13 protein-coding genes are annotated in these 20,356 nt (G+C 57.9%); 10 read left to right on the top strand and 3 right to left on the bottom strand.

All coding sequences use genetic code 11. The features are described from left to right. The first annotated feature begins 86 nt into the window (after positions 1–86). Entirely contained in the window at positions 87–278 is a 192-nt protein-coding gene (locus C8C96_RS11880) for a hypothetical protein (protein ID WP_121942439.1), read from the top strand. A gap of 264 nt (positions 279–542) precedes the next feature. Then, positions 543–923 carry an antitoxin Xre/MbcA/ParS toxin-binding domain-containing protein gene (locus tag C8C96_RS25415; protein WP_370107392.1) on the top strand — a complete coding sequence of 127 codons (381 nt, stop codon included), beginning with the start codon at positions 543–545 and terminating at the stop codon, positions 921–923. Here the strand turns inward: C8C96_RS25415 and C8C96_RS24630 are convergent. Further along, entirely contained in the window at positions 901–1,200 is a 300-nt protein-coding gene (locus tag C8C96_RS24630) for a hypothetical protein (protein WP_147455668.1), read from the bottom strand. The genes C8C96_RS25415 and C8C96_RS24630 overlap by 23 nt on opposite strands. 11 nt (positions 1,201–1,211) lie before the next feature. Between C8C96_RS24630 and C8C96_RS11890 the strand changes: the two genes are divergently transcribed. The 3 genes from C8C96_RS11890 to C8C96_RS11905 all read left to right on the top strand — a co-directional run bounded on the left by C8C96_RS11890 (position 1,212) and on the right by C8C96_RS11905 (position 3,694). Then, complete coding sequence (locus tag C8C96_RS11890) at positions 1,212–1,505, top strand: DUF4148 domain-containing protein (protein WP_121942441.1); 294 nt, start codon at positions 1,212–1,214, stop codon at positions 1,503–1,505. A 307-nt stretch (positions 1,506–1,812) separates the two neighbouring features. Further along, the gene (locus tag C8C96_RS11895) at positions 1,813–2,586 is read left to right on the top strand and encodes a DNA/RNA non-specific endonuclease (RefSeq protein WP_121942442.1); all 774 of its coding nucleotides are present in this window, start codon (positions 1,813–1,815) and stop codon (positions 2,584–2,586) included. 523 nt (positions 2,587–3,109) lie between these two features. Next, positions 3,110–3,694, top strand: coding sequence for an HAD domain-containing protein (locus C8C96_RS11905; RefSeq protein ID WP_121943991.1), 585 nt, complete (start codon positions 3,110–3,112; stop codon positions 3,692–3,694). Between the two features lie 205 nt (positions 3,695–3,899). On the opposite strand, the gene C8C96_RS11910 is transcribed toward C8C96_RS11905, so the two are convergent. Next, positions 3,900–8,309, bottom strand: coding sequence for an ATP-binding protein (locus tag C8C96_RS11910; RefSeq protein ID WP_147455669.1), 4,410 nt, complete (start codon positions 8,307–8,309; stop codon positions 3,900–3,902). Between C8C96_RS11910 and C8C96_RS24635 the strand changes: the two genes are divergently transcribed. Further along, the gene (locus C8C96_RS24635) at positions 8,293–8,574 is read left to right on the top strand and encodes a hypothetical protein (protein WP_147455670.1); all 282 of its coding nucleotides are present in this window, start codon (positions 8,293–8,295) and stop codon (positions 8,572–8,574) included. The genes C8C96_RS11910 and C8C96_RS24635 overlap by 17 nt on opposite strands. Positions 8,575–8,660: 86 nt before the next feature. Here the strand turns inward: C8C96_RS24635 and C8C96_RS11915 are convergent, their stop codons facing one another. Beyond that, positions 8,661–13,805, bottom strand: coding sequence for an ATP-binding protein (locus C8C96_RS11915; RefSeq protein WP_121942444.1), 5,145 nt, complete (start codon positions 13,803–13,805; stop codon positions 8,661–8,663). Between the two features lie 822 nt (positions 13,806–14,627). Here C8C96_RS11915 and C8C96_RS11920 point away from each other — a divergent pair. The 4 genes from C8C96_RS11920 (at position 14,628) to C8C96_RS11935 (ending at position 20,211) form a co-directional block, all read left to right on the top strand. Then, complete coding sequence (locus tag C8C96_RS11920; protein WP_121942445.1) at positions 14,628–15,605, top strand: hypothetical protein; 978 nt, start codon at positions 14,628–14,630, stop codon at positions 15,603–15,605. Positions 15,606–16,113: 508 nt separating this feature from the next. Further along, positions 16,114–17,226 carry a toll/interleukin-1 receptor domain-containing protein gene (locus tag C8C96_RS11925; protein WP_121942446.1) on the top strand — a complete coding sequence of 371 codons (1,113 nt, stop codon included), beginning with the start codon at positions 16,114–16,116 and terminating at the stop codon, positions 17,224–17,226. 776 nt (positions 17,227–18,002) lie between these two features. Next, a complete protein-coding gene (locus tag C8C96_RS24640) occupies positions 18,003–18,581 on the top strand; it encodes a hypothetical protein (RefSeq protein ID WP_147455671.1) in 579 nt (192 codons plus the stop codon). A 511-nt stretch (positions 18,582–19,092) separates the two neighbouring features. Continuing rightward, the gene (locus C8C96_RS11935; RefSeq protein WP_121942447.1) at positions 19,093–20,211 is read left to right on the top strand and encodes a hypothetical protein; all 1,119 of its coding nucleotides are present in this window, start codon (positions 19,093–19,095) and stop codon (positions 20,209–20,211) included. Positions 20,212–20,356: the final 145 nt, after the last annotated feature.

Raw genomic sequence — 20,356 nt, forward strand, 5'->3', positions numbered from 1 at the left:
GCCGCTTCTCCTGTGGTTGAATACTGGATAAATATACAGCTTTTACCGCAAATGCGCATGTAGGATGAACCCAAGGAGGCTTCCCCATGGAGCACTCTTTTGCCCCCCACATTCCTGGCTTCAACCCCTTGGTCGGGACTGCCTCCTGGTCGGACAAGACGCTGCTCGATTGCGGCAAGTTCTATCCGCCCACCGCCAAGACGCCCGAAGCTCGGCTACGCCTTTACGCTTCGCCATTCCACCTGGTGGAGTTGCATACCCTTGCCACCCATGACTGAAGACAGTAGCCTTCCCTGCACAGGCCGTCAGACAGTGGCCTTCTTCGACTTTTCCCGATAGAGGCAGCAGGGGCTGAATAGCAAGGGCGTTTTGTGACTTCCACTTTGTCTTCGTTGCCATCTCCTGCGGACGCGAGCAGGCATTCACAGGCATTCAAGACGCTCGTGGAAATCATCTTCACTGGGGGCGATGAGCGTCCACAGAAGCTCGGCAGGTTGAGTCTGGGCACTGCGACGGACCCTATGGAGTGGCTCAGTCAGCCGATGCCTTTGCCGTCAGCGACAGCCCACGCAATCCTGCGCCGTGGCGTGCCCAGCAGGTCGTTGACCCTGCTCGGTGAGTATCTTGGGATTGGCAAGGGTGTCTTGGCCGACCTTGTGGGCATTGGCCGCGCGACCGCATCTCGAAAGGTGCCTTCGGACCAGCCACTTCCCATACACGCCGCAGAGCGCGTGTTGCGATTGCTGGAGCTCCAATGCCAGGCAGAAGACACATTTGAATCGCCCTCCACTGCCTCCGCCTGGTTGCGCCGTGGACACGAGATGCTGGGAGGCGAGACTCCCTTGGAGTGGGCGCAGTCCTGGTACGGTGCGCAGCGGGTCCAGGAGCTGCTGGTCGCTCTCAAACACGGCGGCGTGGTTTGACCTTGTCCTTCAGCAGGATGGTCAAGCCGAAGCGACTTCTGTTGAGCGGCGGGACCAACGAACTACTGGCTTTGAAGGCGGCGAACAAAGCGTGGGAAAGCTCCGAAGGATTGTTTTCAATACTGGAACAGTTAGTTCGCGACTGAGTGGTTTTTCTCTGAACACCATCGGCGTACAGTTCATCCCATCGATGAGCCGAACCCGCAAGGCGACTCACCGAACCCGGTTCAGGAATGGTTTTTGACCCGGCTTTTTTGAGACGCTTTTTAACTTTCAAGGATTTTCATCATGAACAACACCGCACGTTTCCTCTCCATCGCCGCTGTCGCTGCTTTCGCTTCTTTTGGCGCCTATGCTGACGAAGCCGATGCTTCGCAATTCGCTACCAAGTTTGAAACCAACCGCACCCGCGCTGAAGTGCAAGCCGAAGCCGCTACCGTGGCCCAGACCCGCTCGATCGAACCCGCTGGTTCGCGTGTGGTGACTTACAAGTCCACGGCCGACCGCGCTGCCGTGCGTGCCCAGGCTGCTGAAGCCCTGCGTACCGGCCAGATCCCTTCGGGTGAATTCAGCGCCATGTAATTTGGCAGACCAACTGCTGAGATGGGTTTGAAACAGTTGCGGGACTTCCCATGGTGGTGGCACTTTGCATTTGCGGGTGCTGCTGCCATGGAGAGTGTTAACTGAACCGCAGGGGCGGGCAGGCAGAAAGGGCTCCCTTTGGGGAGCCCTTTCTGTTTGTGGGCTCCACTCTGCAAGCAGCTGTAAAACCCTGCAGCATTCGAGCATTCGAGCCGAGGAGTGAAGGAGAACGGTGCTCCAATCGGGCTCCGTTTTGTTCGACCCGAATGCTCCTTCTGTGAATCGTTTGTTCTCTTGGCCAGGCCGTGTGCGCGTGGCGGCTGTGCTGGCCCTGTCTCTGGCTGGCGTTGCTCACCCGAATTTCTCCTGGGCGCGGTTTCCGCAGTTCGACAGTGCGGCCCTGCTCACGCCCGAGCCCACCTCCTTTGCTCAGTGCCCGCAGTTCTTTGCGGATGGTACGCCTCCTGCCATCACGCCCCGGCCCCAGCTGCGGGAGCTTTGCTATGAAGCGTTTGCGGTGCTGCACTCCGGCACCACCAAGACGCCAGTGTTCGTGGCCCAGCGGTTGAATCGGCAGATGCTGGATGGGGCCAACGAGAAACGGGCCAAACGGTTCTTCGCGGACGCGCGGCTCCCAAGTGGTGAGCGGGCCGAACTGGAGGACTACAAGAACTCAGGTTACTCCCGAGGACATATGGCGCCGGCGGGAGACATGACGACACCGATGGCGATGGCCCAGAGCTTCAGTCTGGCGAACATGGTTCCCCAGAATGCCCAGCACAACGGGGGCGCATGGAACAAGATCGAGCAGGACACGCGGCACTACGTGAAGCGGGCCAAGGGAGACGTGTTTGTGATCACCGGGCCGGTGTTCACGGATGCGGGGCCACGCATTGGGGCCAATGGGGTGAAAGTGCCGACCTATCTGTACAAGCTGGTCTATGACGCCACGACCCAAAGGGCCTGGGCACATTGGCAGGAGAACCGCGAGGGGGAGACGGTGGGGCGGCCGCTCAGCTACCAGGAGTTGGTCAAACGCACGGGCGTGGAGTTTTTGCCAAGAAATGCACTGCAGCATTGAGCTGGAGCGGGTTTTGGGGGACAAACAGTGAAGACCCACCGAGGCAAAGCCCAATGCCTACAGGAATCGGACTTATAAACGCATCAGTGACCGTACCTGGACCCACTTTTGGGGCACCGTCCATTTGTACATTGAGGTCGCGTCTATTTGTACATTCAAAGCACCTCCAATCGAGCATCCAAGCCGCTTCGCGCGGAGTACCTCTCGCAGGAAATTTCGATTGCTTTGCCGTTGATGGTTCTCGAAAGACCGGTCCAAGACCGCAGCCAATGCAGTGCTGGGAACCCTGGTCGACACCATCCAGACCGCCGTCAAAATGTGTGGGCGAAGCTGCCTTTCTGGATTTGCAGCAACGTCGATGGGACCAAGGACAGTCCTCCGGGTTCTTGCAGCACATCCCAAGGGAGTCGGTTTCCGAAGGCGAGGAGTGGCGCCCCTATGGGAGAAAGGTTGACTAGTTCTGAGTCCTGTAGGAACCTGTTTGATCCTTGCTGACCATCACACCAAGCAGAATCCTACGGCTATGCCTTCAGGCCAGAATTCTCCATATCTTCCTGCGTCCACTCCGCGCAGTGCAGACGTCGTTCTGTACCTCGATCTCGATGGTGTTGTTCACCATGAAAATGTGCTCTGGCATCCCAGCAAGGGCATCTACATGAGCCCGTATGAGGCTGCAGGACATTCTCTTTTTGAATGGATTCCTATCCTGGAGTCGGTGCTTGAACCCTACCCGGCAGTTGCCTTGGTCCTGAGTAGCACCTGGTGCATCCGTCCCGGATACAGCGCAACCCTCAAGCGGCTTCCGTCCTCTCTGCGTGCCCGGTTCATTGGTGGTACTTACCACAAGCGTGTCCATGGCGTGGATCCATGGAACCTGTCCATGTTCCGTACTACACCCCGGGGTGTGCAAGTTCAAGAAGACGCTCAACGTCGAAAGCCTCGGCAGTGGATAGCACTCGATGACGATACAGAGGGGTGGCCTGATTCCTGCCGGCAAAACTTGGTCGCATGCGAGGGAACCTTAGGCTTATCTCAACCTAAGATACAACACGAGCTGAGGGAGAAGTTGGGCTGCTGCTTCGCGGCTCTGGGCGCCGAAGCCTCATAGCTTCTAGAAGCAGCAGAGGTCGGGGAACGGGGCCACGAGAGGCTCATTGCAGTCGGTCGGCTTACCGAAGCCAGAGGCAGACTTGCAGCGATTGCTGACGATCGAGAAGGTCAAACGAACGTGCTTTATCGGCCGTTTAGCAGACGCTCAACTGGGGCTGGGCTACCGCCATCTAGCATCGGTAAATTCCTGGGCAAGGTCTGTGCTAAGAGCGCGAGAGCGAAGCTGCAGCCGCCTCTTCGGCCCCATACGCCGCACCATCCAACAGCCGTTCATACAGATCCATTGCTCGGCTACGAAGCGGACCCGTGGATCTTTGGAGTGCGATGGCGACGGATACAAAGCTCTCGCCGTATTGCATCCGCACGCGCGACTCGCCTTGCGCGAACATGAGTTCCGTGCAGCGTTCCGCCAGCTCAAGGACCAGTTCCTCGAAGCCTGGGCTGAGAAGCAGTTCCTGCAGATAGCGCGTGAAGCTTCTATCGAGACAAACACGCAGCACCGCAGGATTGCTCGCAACGGCGTTCAAAAACTCTTTGGTATATGCGTCCGCCACCGGTGATTCCCAGTGAGACACGGCGCGAGCGATTGCCGACGCCTCGTGCCCAGCGGCCTGTTGCACAAACCGCATCAACACATGGTGTGCCCCTGGACGCAACGAAGCCTCGCGCCAGGCGGCTGACGCTGCGAACAGCGCGCCTAGACGTTCTGGTGTGTCTGGCCCTACCAGGATCTGCTCCAACTGCACTGATGCAATCTTGTCTTCGGAGTTAAGGAACACTGTCGCCATCAGCAATTCGCCAGCAGCTTGCCGGTTCCCAGCATCGTTGCCAACTAGCCAATGATCTCGTATCGCCTTCATCATCTCGCCGGTAACCAGATCACGGTTCTGCCAGAGGAAGTCCGAGACATACTTGTCCGAGAATGCGTCTGGAAATCTATCCCAGATCGTTTGCACGAGTCGCGTCGCACGCGGGCGATCCGCCCAAAGCAATGGTGCACCACGAAACATCAATATGGCGGTCCAGATCGCTGGGTCTTCGGAGCGATCTACATGCCGCTCCAAGGCAGACAACCACCCATCCCAGTCTGGCTCCGTACGCCCCAGCAAACCGGCCGCCATCGCTGCAAGCAAAGTGAAATTGTCTTGCGGAAGAGTGCGCATGCCTCCTGGAGTTCGGCGGAACACAATAGCATTCGTCTCGGCTTTGCGATTGCTATTCATCTCACGATTGCGTTGTTCCAAGGCGAGCCTTGCCGCAATCCGCTTATTGGTGTGCAGTGAGTCGTTGATGATCCACGACTCCAGTAACGCGACATCCTCGTCAATCAAACCTTCATCACGTTTCGCCAGATCCTGAAGAGCCCAGGCCACGTCCTTTCGCCACCCCTCGGTGATAAAGCCTTCGCGATGCCATTTCCAGACAAGGGCACGAACACGCTGCGCATCGACGTTCGGATCCTCGGCAAGGACACGAAGCAGTTCCCCTGCGACGTTCTCATGCCGACCGGGTCGAAAACGTTGCTCCGCGATCCACAAGGCGCGGTCAGCATGAGTCTTGCCGAATGCCGCAAACGCGCGCGCCAACTCCACCGTGCCACCATCGCAGCGCAACCCGCGGCGGCCTCTCCGACGATCTGTATTGTCCGCGACCTCGTCGATCATCTTGAACACGTCATCGTCAGAGGCGTTGCCCATCTGCTGTGAGGACATCGGTGATCTAACGATAGATGCCATGCTTCCGCCGCGACTGCCTCGGAGTTCCGGCTGCGTGGCACGCCATTCCTGAACTTGCCGGTATCTGCGCGGCTGCAGAACATGCGCAGGTAATAGTGCCAACAGAGGAAACCGTCTCTCCTCAGCCCAAATGCGACGATTGCGTCTCGTTGAAACATCGGATTCTTCCTGCGCCTCATACAGGTACGGATCCCATGATTCGATGTTTGCCCGAATACGCTCAAGTTGCTCCGTGCCAAGTTGGGTAACGATGGCACGCAGAAGCACCTGTGTCGACCATCCGTCCACCAGATGACTCACACCGTCGGTGTCTGGCAGGAAGGCCATTCCGACTTGCAAGCGTCGCGAGTCGGCAAGCAAATAATCGACACCTTCATTTGCCAACACCATGCCACCAGCAGCGAGGCCTTCCACAATCAGTGCTTGCACCTCCGCCACATCGACGTCGGCGAATGTCTTGATCAGGCGCAGGAAATCATGCGGATGCTCTTTGGCACAAGCACAGAGAACGGCCTTTGTGATTCCGAAGATGCCGTCCTCCGTGTGCTCATAGTCCCACCAATGGGGCAGACTTGAAGAAGCCGGATAGGCATCCAGCAGGCCCCGTGATCTAGGCTCGTCGCGGCTCGCCACATATACAAACCATGGAATGAGAACATTTGCAAAAGCTAGGGTTGATCGCTGAGCGAGCTTGTCCAGGCCATGGAACCGTAGCCGGTCTTCGTTGCTGACCTCCACACGCTCAAGATAAAACTTGAAGAGATCTGCGGCACGATCATCACCCAGCCTTTCCGCATAGCTAACGATCGTGTAGTTGTCGAGTCGCTGTCGCGCGAATATCAGCCGAAGGCGCTCGACAATGACGGGAGACCATTGGCCTGACTTGGAAAAGACCTCAAGCGCCTCAAGGTCGTGTTCAGGTGCGTCCCAATGCGCGGCAATTGATCGGACCACGAAATCGGCATCGAGTGGCGCTTCCGCAATCAACAACTGGACGACGCTCCAACGCAGCTCCGCATTACCCATGATGCTATGCACCAGCGGGAGAAGGGGCTCGCGCCAATCTGTCCAATGTGCGGTGATTCGCGCAAGGGCTCGGCGCGCCAACGGAACATCGCTGCGCACAAGGTGTTGCAACCAGCCCCGCTCACGCGCGAAGGGTTTCCGTTGCCCAGCCACCATGTCCACAACGAGATGGCGAAGGTGCCGCCGCGTCTTGGTGTTTCCCAGCAGCGCATCAATCGCCTGTTCATAGGCGGGTAGATCGAACGCCCGCAAACGCTGCAGAGCCCGCAGTACGGTAGCCCGCGCAAAAAGCCCGTCCTGCCGCTCCCAGGCGTATTTCGCCAGTGATTGGCCGGTTGAGAAGTTCTTGGCCTGGAAGTCATCCAGCCAAGCCTGATGGCTGAATCCCACCAAACTGTTCTGTCTCACGACGATGCCAGACGCCACGGCGACCTGAACTGCCTGAGGATCCTGGATCTCATACACATCTGCAGGCCGCCACAGAGATTCACTCTCGGTCATGTCGGCGGCCAGTTTCTCCAAGAACTTGAGCACCTCCCGCCGTATGGTGGAGTCACCGAGATCGGCGGATGTGAGCCAGGTGTTGAGTAACTGTGAGGCGATCAGTTCGCGACCAGGAACGCCTCTCCGCAGAATGTCGACGAAAATGCGCAAGGCAAAGGGACGTCTCAGCGTTTCGCCCAGCACCTCTGGAATCTCCTCCACCGAAATGTGCAGGCGCTGTAGTAGTGCGTGAACTTGCTCCTGGCTGGGCAGCGCAAGCTGGACAACCTCAGCGCCCAGAGACTGAAAACGGGCGTCATAGTCCGCTTCAAAGGGTCTCGAAGACACGAGGATATGCACGGGTGGCTCAACCCGTTCAGCGCGCTTCTTGTCTTGGAAATGGTGGGCGATCTGAAGCAGAAGCCGCATCCGCTCCGATGACCGGTCCATGACCTCACTGACTGCATCCAACTGGTCAATCAGGACGACGACGGGGGCAGTTCGTGCCAAGGCCTCGATCTCGCCGAGCAAGTACCCGCGCAGTCCCAGTGCTTTCGACACATCATTCAGCGTTCTCACATGGGTCGGAAGAAGGTCCGCCTTGATGGCGAATACAACCACTCCCTGCGACTGGAGGCACTCGACCAGTTCGGCGAAAAGCGCCGACTTCCCGGAGCCGGATTCACCAATGACCAGGGTGCAAGCGTAGGGATGCTCACGAATGCGTTGCCGAAGTATCTCTAGTTCAGGCCGATCGATATGTTCGCCGCTGATCGTCTGCGACCAGGACCGCAGCGCTTGGGAGGCCACCTTCGCATCAGCCCGTGCATCGTCAATATCGACCGCATCGGCAACTGTGGTCGGAGTGAGCTGCTTTTCGATGCGAAGGACCGTGGATCGAACCTCTTCTAATGCTTGATCACGGATCGGGTCTCTCCAGTGCTTGGAGGCGTAGAGGGCCGGACGCAGGCGTGTCAGAAACAGAGAAAAAGCATGTTCCAAGTCACCTTGCCGGGTGTAGAACAGCTGCGACAAGGTTTCCTTCAGTGAGCGCCCGCGCAGGAAAGGCTCCACGAATCGCTCGATGTAGCCTCTGACGATTTCCGCTTCGGGTTTGTCGACGGTCAGATCACGCAAGAAATGCACCACGGTCGGTGCTACGACGTGGTGGATGAAGGTCTCTGAGCGGAAGTCTTCTGCCAGGATCGGCACAGCAGCTACGGCGTCCCCCATAGCTACGTCGATGATTTCGACCAACTCCGCCTTCGCTTCCCTCTCGCTCCATCGACTGATGAAGGCCCTGGCTGCTTTATCGCCCACCCGGCCTACCGCCCAACCAATGCCGCCTTCAATGATTGCTGTAAACACTGGCAAATTCTTCCCTGTTCTGTTGAATGTGTATTTTCGTCCGCCGTCGATTCCCGCTGATTCTTGGTACTGTCAGTTCGGTTCGTGCATGGCAGCCTTGAGATATACGCTGGGCAAATACGCAGAGGTCACCGGCAGCAACCAGCCTGAAGCCGCCCTCAATCACCCGGCGTCGGTTTGGCAGCGTTTGCTGTCGCACACTCGCGAGAGCGGAGTGACCGCATTGCTATGCTTTGCCGTCTTTGGGCTGAACTTAGACAGTTGAGGTCAGCACCGGAGCCATCGCTAGCTGTCTCAAATATCCATGCGTGACGAAATGCGATCAATACTCGCCGATGGCCCGTTAACCACTCAAAGCCTAAGAAGCGCCTCTTCTAGCCTCGTGGCTGCAGGCACGCCAAGCGCCACGAGCGATGCTAAGAGGTTGTCGATGGCTGGCCGCAACGGTGCGTTGCTGCTAAAGCTGGAAGGGCTATGTACACGGATGGCCTCCATCACCAAGCACCAGCGGTGGCCCACCCCGTGATCGATCCACAGCTGTCGGAAATCAGGATATGCCTCAAGCCAAACACCTCCAGCCTCCACCAGTACATCCAGTTGCTCGGCTCGTGGCGCAGCTTCAAACAGATTGAGTAGTGCCAAAGCGACGAAGAGTGACGGTCCTTTCCTGAGCAGTTTGCCCAGAACAGGGAGAAACGGACCAACTCGCTCCACGCCCTTCTCTAACAGGTAGCACTTCGATCCCTGCCCGAAAATGTGGTCGTTAAAGAACAAGACGGCGATTGCCGGGCCAATGTGCATTTCGATGGACTGGTCCCTGCTTCGGCTCAGACGCTCCCATCCGCGCGTCATCAGCATGTGGTCGGCGAGTGCGCTCCGAATGTCTATGGCCACCTGCGTCGGAATGTTGTTGCCCTCGAAGTACACCGCGTCGATGCTGCGCAAGAAATCGACAAGCACGTCGTAGAAATTCCGATCAGGAAGCGTAACGATGTACTTTACGGCCAGTTCAGTGGCTTCAGACGTGGACAGACCGACAACGCAGCGTGCAACAGCCGCAAAGAACGTATCGTTCCACTCAGATGGCGGATGGTCCGCTTCGTCGCCGTCGTCTAGGCTCGTTCCATTCGCGAGGGCCGTCCAAGGCATGTAGGCTCTCACAAGCTCGCGGAGCCAAGGGCACGCGTCATCATAGGAAAGAGGGCGCACTTGGTGCAACCAGAGAGCCGCAGCCTGATGATTTACATGTCCTGTTAGCGAAGGCAAAGGTGCTTCTGGCGGTTCTGGTGTAGCAATGTGGCCTCCAGGTAAGCGTAGTCGCTTTCTCGACCGAGCTTGCTCTTCCGGAAATTTCGGCCACGGTGGCTCCGAGCCTTTACCTTCAAGCCACGCCATCTCAGCCGCAACGGTAGCCAGCACCCGTTCGTGACGGCGCGCTTTGTGAGCGTCGACTTCTTCTTGTGACGCATCCCAAACTCGGTCCTCTACGACACTCGCGTTGAATGCACATCGGAGCAGAGCTCTCGGCAGGCGATTGTTGACATCCGCTAGGACTGTGGCGGACGCCCCAAAGCCATGAGCCGCAGCGTGGTTTCCTGTCGCCGCTACTTCAAGAAGCGAGCGCACGTCTTCACCCGTTGGCAGATGTCGCAATGTGTGGATCAACCCCGCATAAGCGATTGCGGTCGGATTGAAGCGCAGGCCCCCTCGCATCTGACGCCCAGTACCATCGTCGAGAGCTGCAAGAGTCTTATCTAGTTGAGATCGGGCCCATTCTCCATGCTCGGCGCGCAAGGCGTCATCGCCATCCCGCATGACGATCATCGCGGCCGTCACAACCGCTTCCTCTTGCATGCGCCGCTCTCCGCCATCATCGTCGGATTCGACTTCAGCCGCTCTAGTCGTCGCAGAACGCCGCGCCCACGCCACCGCCGCCCAGCGACTTTCTGGTGACAACCGGGTGGGATCATCAACCGCAAGGGTCAGCGCAGACCTCATGGCCAAGTCTGACTCTCGCTCAGCCGCGACATCTCGCAAAGCTTGTAGATGGGTCTGCTCTGCCGTTGGTGACAGATACTTGCGTGCAGTCGCGGATGATCCGTCCTTGAGCGTCACATCGACTTCTTGCCAATTTGCAGCATCCGAGAGGTTCAGCGCGTACCGAACCATGAATTCCGGGTTGCCCAAATGTGCGCTCGCGGCAGGTTCACCAAGGCGTGCTGCTGAGGTCGCCAACAGGGTCCTAAGTGTCGCTATTTGATCCGGGGATGCTAGGAACGTGAAGTTACCGATCAGTTCGTCGAGCGTTGTCCGTCGGGATGGTCGACGCTTTAGATCGGCGGCGGTCACGCTGCCGCGCGGTTCGCTATGCAAGGCGCCAAACCCGAAGAAGTCCGGCATTTCGATGCGATCATGCACCTTTCGTGTGTGATCGATGCACAGCAGTTCGGGGTTGCCGAGAAAAGTCGCCGCCACGTCAAGCGATTTCGGCCAATGCGAAATGATGAGATCAACTGCCACCAACAAATACGCGGCACACGAGCCCTGCGGCCCGAGCACGTCTTTCAGCACAGCTTCGAATGCGTCGCCTGCCTCGATGCGGCGGTGCGCCCATGCTTCGAGTGCCATTAGCGCCGATGTGACGCAGTAGTGGTTGCTGTTACGCGACCAGAAGTAGGTCTGCGTCCACGGGAATGTGCGCGCACCTCCCGGCAAAGCCAAGTCGAATCCATTCGTTCCTGGGTCAACACCTCGGCATCGGTGTGAGACTGCGTGTGCGACCAAGCGATGAACCAAGGCTAACCCGTTCTTGGGTGAGTAAGTCAACAAATCGAGGAATGGGCCTTGTGCCGGTGATGCTGGAATGAACTGATGGTCGAGATAGGTAAACGCCTCTTCGCGTTCCTGGTTGAATCGGTGCTCATGCCGCCGGGGTTCTGAGATCAACGCCTGTGCAGTCAGGTTCGCTAATTCTGCTGGAGCCGCTTGCGCCAGCGTGCCACGCATCTTCAAGATGCTGCGTACGATGTCTTGGTTGTGCTCGCTGCTTCCCACTGCCTTCAGGTATTCAGCGGCCAGTTCTGGCGTCGCCTGCGCGAACATGACGAACGCTTCGCGAAGGTCTGATCTCAGTCCTCCGCTTCGCATCGACATTGAATCTATTGGCTCCACCACCCTCAGCCAAAGGTAAATCTGTCGTGTCGTAAGCGGCGTGATGCTGGAAGCGCCAAGCGTGCCAACCGAGAAATCCGTGTACAGCTGAACAATCTCTGGAATTGCCTCCTTAGGAAGGCTCTTTTCAATGCCCAAGAGCCAAACAATCAATGTCAACCATGCCGGGCCACGCGGAACGTTGATTGATGCGGGTATGAGCGCCGGGTCCACTCCCGCAGCCTCAAAGACCGTCGCAGCCGGAAGCACATCGACAGCCATGATCGTTCGGATGAGTTCGCGCAGCAGTGCACCGCCGTTGGCGAGAAGCTCTGGCGATGCGCGCTGGAGAATTGCTTCCGCAGCTTCGGAGCGCGCTAGTGCGAGCAACGCGGAGCGGCGCCAAGAACGATGAACTCCCGCTTGGCTCAACCGATCAACGAGCGCATGCCACCTCACGCCATCAGTCGCCCGCTCGATTGCCATACGCGCTGCCAGCTCAATGCCACGTGCAAACAGTGCCGTGGCTGGCCGATCTAGTTGTAGCCTGTCGACGAGTTCGGAGTTAGCGTGCAGGGTGCCTGCAATTGCCCACTCGCGCAGTACGTCATGTCGAAACGCGACCCGGTCAATACCCAAATCCCGCAGAGTGCCGCTGGCCACCAGGGCATCGATTGGCGCCGCAGCTTGGCCTGTAACATCAAGGAAGTCAGCGCCAGCCAAGGTCTGCGCTGCTGCGGCTTGCAGCAGCCGCGTCCGATCACGCCAACCGGCATCGCGGGATCCATCCGCAGTGGTCCACCACTGTTCAGCCATATCGACTTCAGTGCGCGGTACAGGATCAGACGCTGGCTGACTTGCTAGTCGTGCGAGGCGAAACAGGTTTCTGGCTACCTGGCGCGCAGGATGGCTGTCCGTTAGAAGGAAGGCAAGCGAAGGATCAGTCACCTTCAGCTGCTCAATCTCCACCTTGCTCAGCTCACCGATCATGACGGTGTCGAATTCACCCAGGCGTGCCAGTGCATCGCTCGGCAGCCAGCTGGGCTCATCAATCCCAAATTCGCGCCGAGCCGTCGCGACCACGGCCACTCCCGGAACGACAGAGGCTTCCCCGACGACATCGACGACCGTGAGCCTCTCCTCCGTGCTGAAAGAGTCGAGGTTGTCGACAAAGATCGTGGCGCCGCCGTCATTGGCCAGTTCGACAAGCAATTCGCGAAGCGTTCCGTCGAAGCCGAGCTGTGCGCGCAATGCGGTCCACCCGCGGGGAACACATCGTCCTGGGCTGAGAACGATGATCTGACTTTCGGCTCGCATGGCCTCGGCCATCTGCCGCAGGACGCCCGATTTGCCGACGCCCGCATCACCACGAATCTCCACATAGCGTCCGCGATCCAACGCCTCGCGCGTTGCGGCAATGCGCTCCTGCCGCGCAAGTACGACGTTGCCCACGCGGTTGCGAATGTCGGCAAGCGCCAAGCGGGATGACTCGGCTAGCGCGGCTCGGGCCGTGGCGTGTCGACGTTCGCCTAGGAACCGATAGCCCAGCTGCGCGAGTGCTTGTCGTGCTGTTTCGCGGGTTCTGTCGCCGCCGCTTTTCGCCACATCGATTGCCAGCTCAATGAGGCTGACCCAGAAGGCCCCGGCGCGCCATCCATCGTCGGTATGCAGCACACGGATGGCGCGTTCCAGCGCCAGGTCGTGCGACGCAGAGCCTGGGGCCGTGAAGTCGAAGGTCAGAATCTGCAGCCGGCGCAGCAACAGCCAGACAGTCTCGTTGTCATCTGGCGAGCCTTCGTCTCGCAGGTGGCTCGTGAACGTCTTGACGAACGCGCGCATGTCGTCGTTTGCCACGCCCGCCAGATCAATTTGGGCGGTGAACGTAGCTGCGTCGCCAATCTGCCGCGCGAGCGTGAGTACATCCTGATATGCCCCATCGATCTTGCGCGATCCCTTCGTCGTCGCAATCGCCAGCTCGTACCGCTGCGTCAGGAAGTCAGGCCGTTGCGACGCTTTGACGATTTGGCCTACGACTTTGCGAAAGACGGGATCCGCGGCGGCGAAGGTGATTGATCGCTTTACCTGAACCTCCAGCACCGCCGACTTCCCGGACACGTTGTCGTGGGCGTGGATGACCACGTCATCTAGCGGACGTCCCGCATTGGCTTGCTGTAGAGCCACCCTATCTATCGTGGCGCCGGGAAGGCCCCGGGCGGGTGCCCCGCTGAGCATGGCTAGCAAGTATGACGCACCGACCTGGGCCTCGAAATGGGTGCCTGCAGGTCCGCTGGCCAACGTGCTCGTTCCAGGACTGCCTTCAGCCGGAGGTATTTCCTGCTCTTTCATGCTTCGCTTCGTTGGCATGCTTGTTATTGTGGCTGCATGGCAGAGTCCTCGAAGGACAGGGAACCGACGATATTTCCCAATTCGATGGAACTTTGACCCTCAAGCGGCAACTCGGCGGTGATGGCGCCCGGTGTACTTATGCTGTCTGGCCCGAAGTGGGCACAAAGAGAAAAGATTGAGCGCCGTACATTCACGCACGAGGAGCATGGAAAAAATAGCAGGTCGAAAGCAGCATTTCATTCCGCAAACCCTTTAACGTAGCTTCGGAGTAGCCTAGGGGAAGATGACACAGATGTATGTCTTCAAGAAAGGCCAAGACCCCTATTGCTCTTCAGCCGAGGGAGTCGCGGCGCAGCGCGACTTCTGCTCTGAGCTTTCGGACACCCGGTGGCCTCGCTCCGTGATTTGCTTGACCGCTTTGATTTTTGAGTTCTTCGGGATGTCGCTGCTTTGTAATGGTACCTACTATTGGAGCCTCAGGTTTGAGGCTCGAAGGTGTCTAGTTCAGCCGGGGCGATTCAATCCTCAGTACGATTTGCATTCCGACTTCTATAACAACCAGATTGAAAAAAATGGATCTAGCCGTCTTGGTCAACTCGAAGCTCGCAACAATGTGAAGCGCAGGCGAAGCAAGTTTCCAGGCATCCGCATCGCAGAGCACCAGCGCGCGGCCGGGAGGCTAGCGATTCGTTGCGATGGGGCGTTAGTGCGAATTCGGCACGTAGACACGGAAGTTTCGGCGTCATGGGTCAATCCGATCATCGATGAGGGATCATTTGCTCGGTCTGGGTGCACTGTCTGAATCACCGACATGGAGGGGACATGAGTTTTACGCGATTTAACGACGCCGATGCAATCGTCGACCGCTTTATTGCACTGCTGAACTCGCTGGGTATCAACCCAGCAATCGGCTCCAAGATTGAAACTGAATTCCTTTCACCTCTGCAGTTGCTCGAACTAACCCGTGATGGGGGTCCCTTGGCCGGCAGCCCGCAGTTGCTAGCGGACGCCGGGGGCATGTACGACTTCGCGGCAAAGGTACTAGCTGTCGAAAACCAACCTGAATTCGAGTCGTTCCACCCCCATTTGAGGCTCTTCGAGGAGGGGGGCGAGTTCGCGACGGCGATACAGTCGAAGCAAGGCGACATCCGAGACGATGTCAACCGCAAATTGGCCGAGCTGTATCTTGGAGCGCTGGCCATCCACTTCGCGTTCGATGTGGAACTGGATCACCCCGTAAGTTCCAAGGGCAACAACCCCGACGTGATGTTCACGATTCGACGTGACGGCCACGAGGACGTCCGCTGGGCGTTGGCCATCAAGACGGTGAGCACGATATCGGGTCAGACGCTCTTCGAGAACATCCAGAAAGCCGCGACGCAGATTGACGCCGAAGCCTGCGACGCGGATCGCGGCATGGTTGTCATCAACCTCAAGAATGCAGTGCAGTACGCCCCGCTCACGGCAAATACTTACGCCTCTTTGGATGATGCATGTGGCTCGCTGGGGACGCAAATGGACGCACTGATCGCTGCTGCCGAAAAGGATAGGCCGGCCGATGAATGGGAACCGCTATTCGCGCGGCGCGTCTCGCCGCTCGTGTTCTATTTCGCCCATGTGGTCGTGAGGGTCCGTCTATCAGACGGTCGTGAACCTCCGACGATCTTGAAAATGGCGAAGCTCGCGAATCCTTTAGGACGGTCGGATGAGGTAGCTCATTTCATTGCATCCCATCTGAACCACTGGATGCAGCAGATCCTGCGCGGCATTCCCGGCGCGCCCAATCAGGCGCCTTCATGATCCACGCGCTGGGAGGGCGAAGCAGCGAGTTCTGCGGGTGGCGGCACCGATCACGGGATGCTGAAATGGATCCGTGGGGTGCCGCTGACGATGCTTTCCTCGGACACATCTCTTATTCATCCATTTCCGCAGGCTCAGCCTGATGATCCGCTTCGACAACTTTTAGCAACTTGAACCAGAAGCCGCAAGCTTGGTCTGCGAACTTGTCGGCGTCATTGCCGACCAGCGTTCCGCATTCTCATCATTTGCTCACGCGTGGATGGCATTCAACGGCTGGATGGAGTACGTCAGCGAAGAGGAGACGGATGCGCGATGCTCAATTCGCTGGCCGACCACCCCAAACTCGTCATTGCCTATGAGGATCTGCTCGGCATGGATGCTCCGTTCGCCGACATTTACGCTTCCCTCGGGCGGTGAGCCCAGGGGCCGGAAGGGTAATCTGGTGCTTCCAAAATTGACCGAAGCGCGACAAGATTCCTAGCCGTGCATCTACTTAAAAGGGAGTTTAATGAAAAGAGTGCTTACCGTCGGGCTCGAATACACGGGGACGCCGATCGAGGGAGTCGAGTTCGAGACGCTCGGCTTGTGCCGACCGATCGTAGATCAGGATCGCGCGGCGTTTGCCCTCCATGAATACGACGTCATCATCATCAACCCGGAGAGCTATACCCACTTTCTGTTCGGTCGGTCGGGGGAGTTTTCGAACTCGGCCAGCGAACTGAGCGACCTGAAGAAGGAGAACGGCGGGTACGACCTGGATTCGGCATACGACAGCAGGGACCGCGAGAACGAACTCGAGGCCGCGGTGGAGGGCGGGAGCACCGTCGTCTGGTGCCTGTCCGAGGCCAAGCGGATGAATTTCTTCGGTTACAGGGAGACCTGGTACGGCTATGCGGCGCCGCGGGTTGCAAAGCTTGTCAGAAATGGCAGCCTTCTGGTCAAGAAGGGGCGCAAGCTGCGCATCGTGGACCACGACAATCCGTTCGCGCGCTACTTCGCATTGCTGGCTGACAAGGGGTGGCGACTGTGCCTGTCGGATCCCGAGCAGGAGGGATTTACCTCGGTCGTGTCTACACCCGAGGGCTACAGCTTGGGCGGACGATTCGTCGCGGGGAAAGTGGCCGGCTGGGTAGTTACGCCACCGAATTCGGAAGAGACTGCAAACAGGCTAGTCCTGGATGCGGTCGGCATCGAAAAGGCCGATGCGGCACACGAAAAGTACCACGGGATTTTCCTGAGCCATACCGGCGCGGACAAATCATTCGTCCGCCAGCTTCGGACGGATCTCCTCGACCGCGGCGTGCCCAAGGCATGGGTCGACGAAGCCGAGATCGAAGTCGGGGACTCGCTCATCGCCAAGATCACCGAGGGAATGAAGCAGACCCGTTATATCGGCGTCGTGCTGTCGGGAAAATCCATCGACGCTCCATGGGTGAAGAAGGAACTCGAGATCGCCATCAACCGGGAGATTTCCAGTGGAGAAGTGGTGGTACTGCCATTGCTCTATGAGAAGTGCGAGTTGCCGATCTTCCTCGAAGGCAAGCTCTACGCCGATTTCACGAGCACAGCCGAATACGAAGCCGGCCTGGAGAAGCTGCTGCGGCGATTGCGGATCAGATAGTCGGTCGACGGGGCAGTTGCGTGCCCTCGTTGCGTAGTGACCGCCCGTTCGGAAACCCGATCGCGACGGGCGATCACTGGACGCCGTGAGAGGCGCTAGCGCAGCTGTTTGATCAGCGCTTGCACCAGCTCGCCAGGTCGCCCGTGACGAGGTGGACGCTCCTGCCCTCTCTGCGTAGGATGCCCACGAGCAGGTAGGCGGCGTACAGCCAGTAGCTGGAGTAGGGTCGCGGGGCCGACGCCGCTTGCGAGCGCTTGCATTCGGTCAGCGATGGGCAGTTCGCAACGACGTGATCTTGATCTCTCTGTTGACGTCATGCGTCAGATATTAGAACGAGGCGCGTGCGCTGTGCTCGTTGACGGGCTGGACGAACTAATGTCCCCCGATCTGCGGACTCGAGTGACGAACGTAATTGAAGATTTCGCAAGCCGATAACCGCCATGGGCTTCTTGTTTTGGCATGCGGGCCCATACCTCTTCTTGCCGGGTGCATGCCGTTTTGCAATCAAATAGGCTGCACCGCGTCTGGGATCAGCTTCGAAGAGTAGAGCCGGAGCCCGGTCTACTGATCGTATGAAAAATGACTGGCAGTCTTTTTTTGGGGGCGGCTTGTGATTTATAACATCTGGAAAAACTCTGGACCCCGCTTCAGACTGGCTGCGAAATCTCAGCGGGGGCAAGCGGCGGCTGTGCGTCAGGATTTGAAACTGGCCAGAAGATCGGTAGATAAAAATCTTCTGCCATTTTAGCCAACAAGTTTTTGACTAGGAGGATGATTTGAAAAGAGAGAGAAAAAAATACGAATTGGAGCTTGATCCATTTGCATGCTACAAAATGGAGTACATCCATGATAAAGCAAAAGCGAACTACGAGTCGACCAATAAGTGGCTTTATCTTGGCGCCGATGCTAGAGACCAGACCTTTGCTAAGGTCGGTATAACCATGGGAGATCTAGCATCACGGTCATCCAGCTCGGCGAACCCGCGCTATCATTTATTTTGTGCTTTTAAGTGCGATAACGATATAACTATGTCTGTGCTTGAAGGTATTGAGAAAGATGTTTTAAACCATCTTGAAAGCATATTTCTCAATCCTGATGGATCGACTATGCGAGAGGCGCATTATGAATCGGGGCGCATATCTGAGTGTTTTTATGGCGTTAATTTCTTGGAGTTATTTTGCGCACTGCATTATTGCCTTTACAAAAAATATGGAAAATATTTCGTAGGTAGTGAATTTTACGAGGATGATGAATTTAATTTTCATGCGGGTAATTATCTGGATTGCGAATTCAGTCCGCGCATATCACTCATGGAGAGAAGCAGCTACATCAGAATGATTCTTCAGCCCATTTAAGCGTATTACGAATTTCGCTTCGTGAGCAAGAGGCCAAGGGTAAGTTTGCAAGCGCCCCGTAAGCGTTGCTCGATGTTTCGGACGCGGCTCTGCTGGATCCATGGGTGGAAGGGGGCAGGTGAGGGACCTGGCCGTGTTGCGACAAAACAATGAGCGGAGCGTGGCTAGGCCCGCGACTTGCGCTCTTGGCTCGGTGTGCATCCGCGCGCAGGGCTTGCTCGAGCACCGGCGCAAATGACATGAGCTTGCAAATGGCCTTCTTGCGTTCGTACTTCAGGGTTATGTCGCCGGTAGCCTTGAGCCACTTCTTGACCGTGTTTCTGTCTAGAGCGTGTTCTGAACTTTGAGCGCCGCAATAGCAGTCTGGCTAGAGTGCGGTGATGCCCCGCAAGGCGATGCCGCGTTCGGCGCTGGTTTGGAAGTTGGAGCCACAGACGTGCAAGCTTGCTCTCAAACGGCACGCCAACGATGGGGTTGGCCGACCGGCTTTCGAAGGATAGGAGGTGACGCGATGAAGCTAAACAAGGCTTGGTGGGAGCATCTGGCGCCGAAGTCGATGATTGGACGGCGGCGCGAGGTTGAGCAGCTGCTTGAAGACTTCGTGCGGTTCTCCGACTACGGGCGGGAATGGGCGCGGGTGGCTGCGAATCCCCACGGCGTGTTTCGGCTCGGGCCAGGCCAAGTGATACCCGTGGTGCGCATAATTTTCATGGGCGACCGTCCGGGGTTCATCTCTCCGTTCCGGAAGCTCATGGATGGGCACAGAACTGTGGACCGCACGCCAGAATACGGTCTCGGCGCTCTGGCCGAAGGCGAGTTAGCTATCAAGCCTACGATTTCGGTGGAAGCCGTAACCGACCCCGCGTACTTGGCCGCGGCCATGCGCGGAGCTACGCAGATTGACGAAAGCACCATCGGGAGCCCTAGCCTTGTATTTTCGGTGCCAGCGCACTTCCTGCTATCGCCCAAGCACTACCCCGAACGCGCATACGTCCTCTACCAGCACATTTTTGGCGCTGGTGCGTCGTACCCCGACGACGGGTACTTTTATGTGGGTGTGTCCACCCGTAGCTGGCAAAAGCGCTGGTCCGAGCACCTTCGCGCGATTGAGACGGGCAGTCCATTGCTTTTCCATCGCCGATTTCGAGAAGAGCGAGAGGGTGGGCGTCTCACGTACGTGCACCACAAAGTTATGGCTATCACGGACGATCTGGAGCAGCTCTACGAGGCGGAAGAGTTCCTGGTGGAAGGGCATTGGGATGACGGACGCCGGCTCAACATGGTGCCGGGCGGAAAGAGCGGCCTGCGCTACCTGCGCGAAAACGGATTGCTTTCGAAAGGCGTCGTTCCTCTGCCCGATGACCGCGACAAGATTCTGCACAAGTGGCTGAATGACCATCCCCGCTTGGGATTCCCGGCGCCATGGGTGGCCGAAAAGTGGAAAGACAATGACTGGGCGATTGCGCAGATTTGCGGGCGGGACGGGCGCTTATCCGTGGTCCAAGTCAAGGCAATACGCGAGCTCGCCAAAAACCACACGCCCGAGGAAATTTACGTGCGCATCGGGGCGAAAGACGTGGACCAAGTGAAACGCGTCTTGGATGGAAAAACCTACGCACGAATAGCCTGATCTCCCGATCACCACGCGGCGGTTCGTTTTGCCGTTACGCATCCAAGGCCGGCCACTTCATCACGTTGACGATATGTCCGGCTCTGGATGATTAGGTCCACGCAATCCTTCCTCCGCCCAAAGCAGTCAGCCAGCGCCGCGGCCA

This window comes from Acidovorax sp. 100 (assembly GCF_003688355.1).
GTDB lineage: Bacteria > Pseudomonadota > Gammaproteobacteria > Burkholderiales > Burkholderiaceae_C > Acidovorax > Acidovorax delafieldii.

Bases quoted from the DNA above. Each gene is read 5' to 3' on its own strand.
- C8C96_RS11920 (WP_121942445.1), top strand. From the start codon at position 14,628: ATGAGTTTTACGCGATTTAACGACGCCGATGCAATCGTCGACCGCTTT.
- C8C96_RS11905 (WP_121943991.1), top strand. From the start codon at position 3,110: ATGCCTTCAGGCCAGAATTCTCCATATCTTCCTGCGTCCACTCCGCGC.
- C8C96_RS11890 (WP_121942441.1), top strand. From the start codon at position 1,212: ATGAACAACACCGCACGTTTCCTCTCCATCGCCGCTGTCGCTGCTTTC.
- C8C96_RS25415 (WP_370107392.1), top strand. From the start codon at position 543: ATGCCTTTGCCGTCAGCGACAGCCCACGCAATCCTGCGCCGTGGCGTG.
- C8C96_RS11935 (WP_121942447.1), top strand. From the start codon at position 19,093: ATGAAGCTAAACAAGGCTTGGTGGGAGCATCTGGCGCCGAAGTCGATG.
- C8C96_RS11880 (WP_121942439.1), top strand. From the start codon at position 87: ATGGAGCACTCTTTTGCCCCCCACATTCCTGGCTTCAACCCCTTGGTC.
- C8C96_RS24635 (WP_147455670.1), top strand. From the start codon at position 8,293: ATGATTGCTGTAAACACTGGCAAATTCTTCCCTGTTCTGTTGAATGTG.
- C8C96_RS11925 (WP_121942446.1), top strand. From the start codon at position 16,114: ATGAAAAGAGTGCTTACCGTCGGGCTCGAATACACGGGGACGCCGATC.
- C8C96_RS11915 (WP_121942444.1), bottom strand. From the start codon at position 13,805: ATGAAAGAGCAGGAAATACCTCCGGCTGAAGGCAGTCCTGGAACGAGC.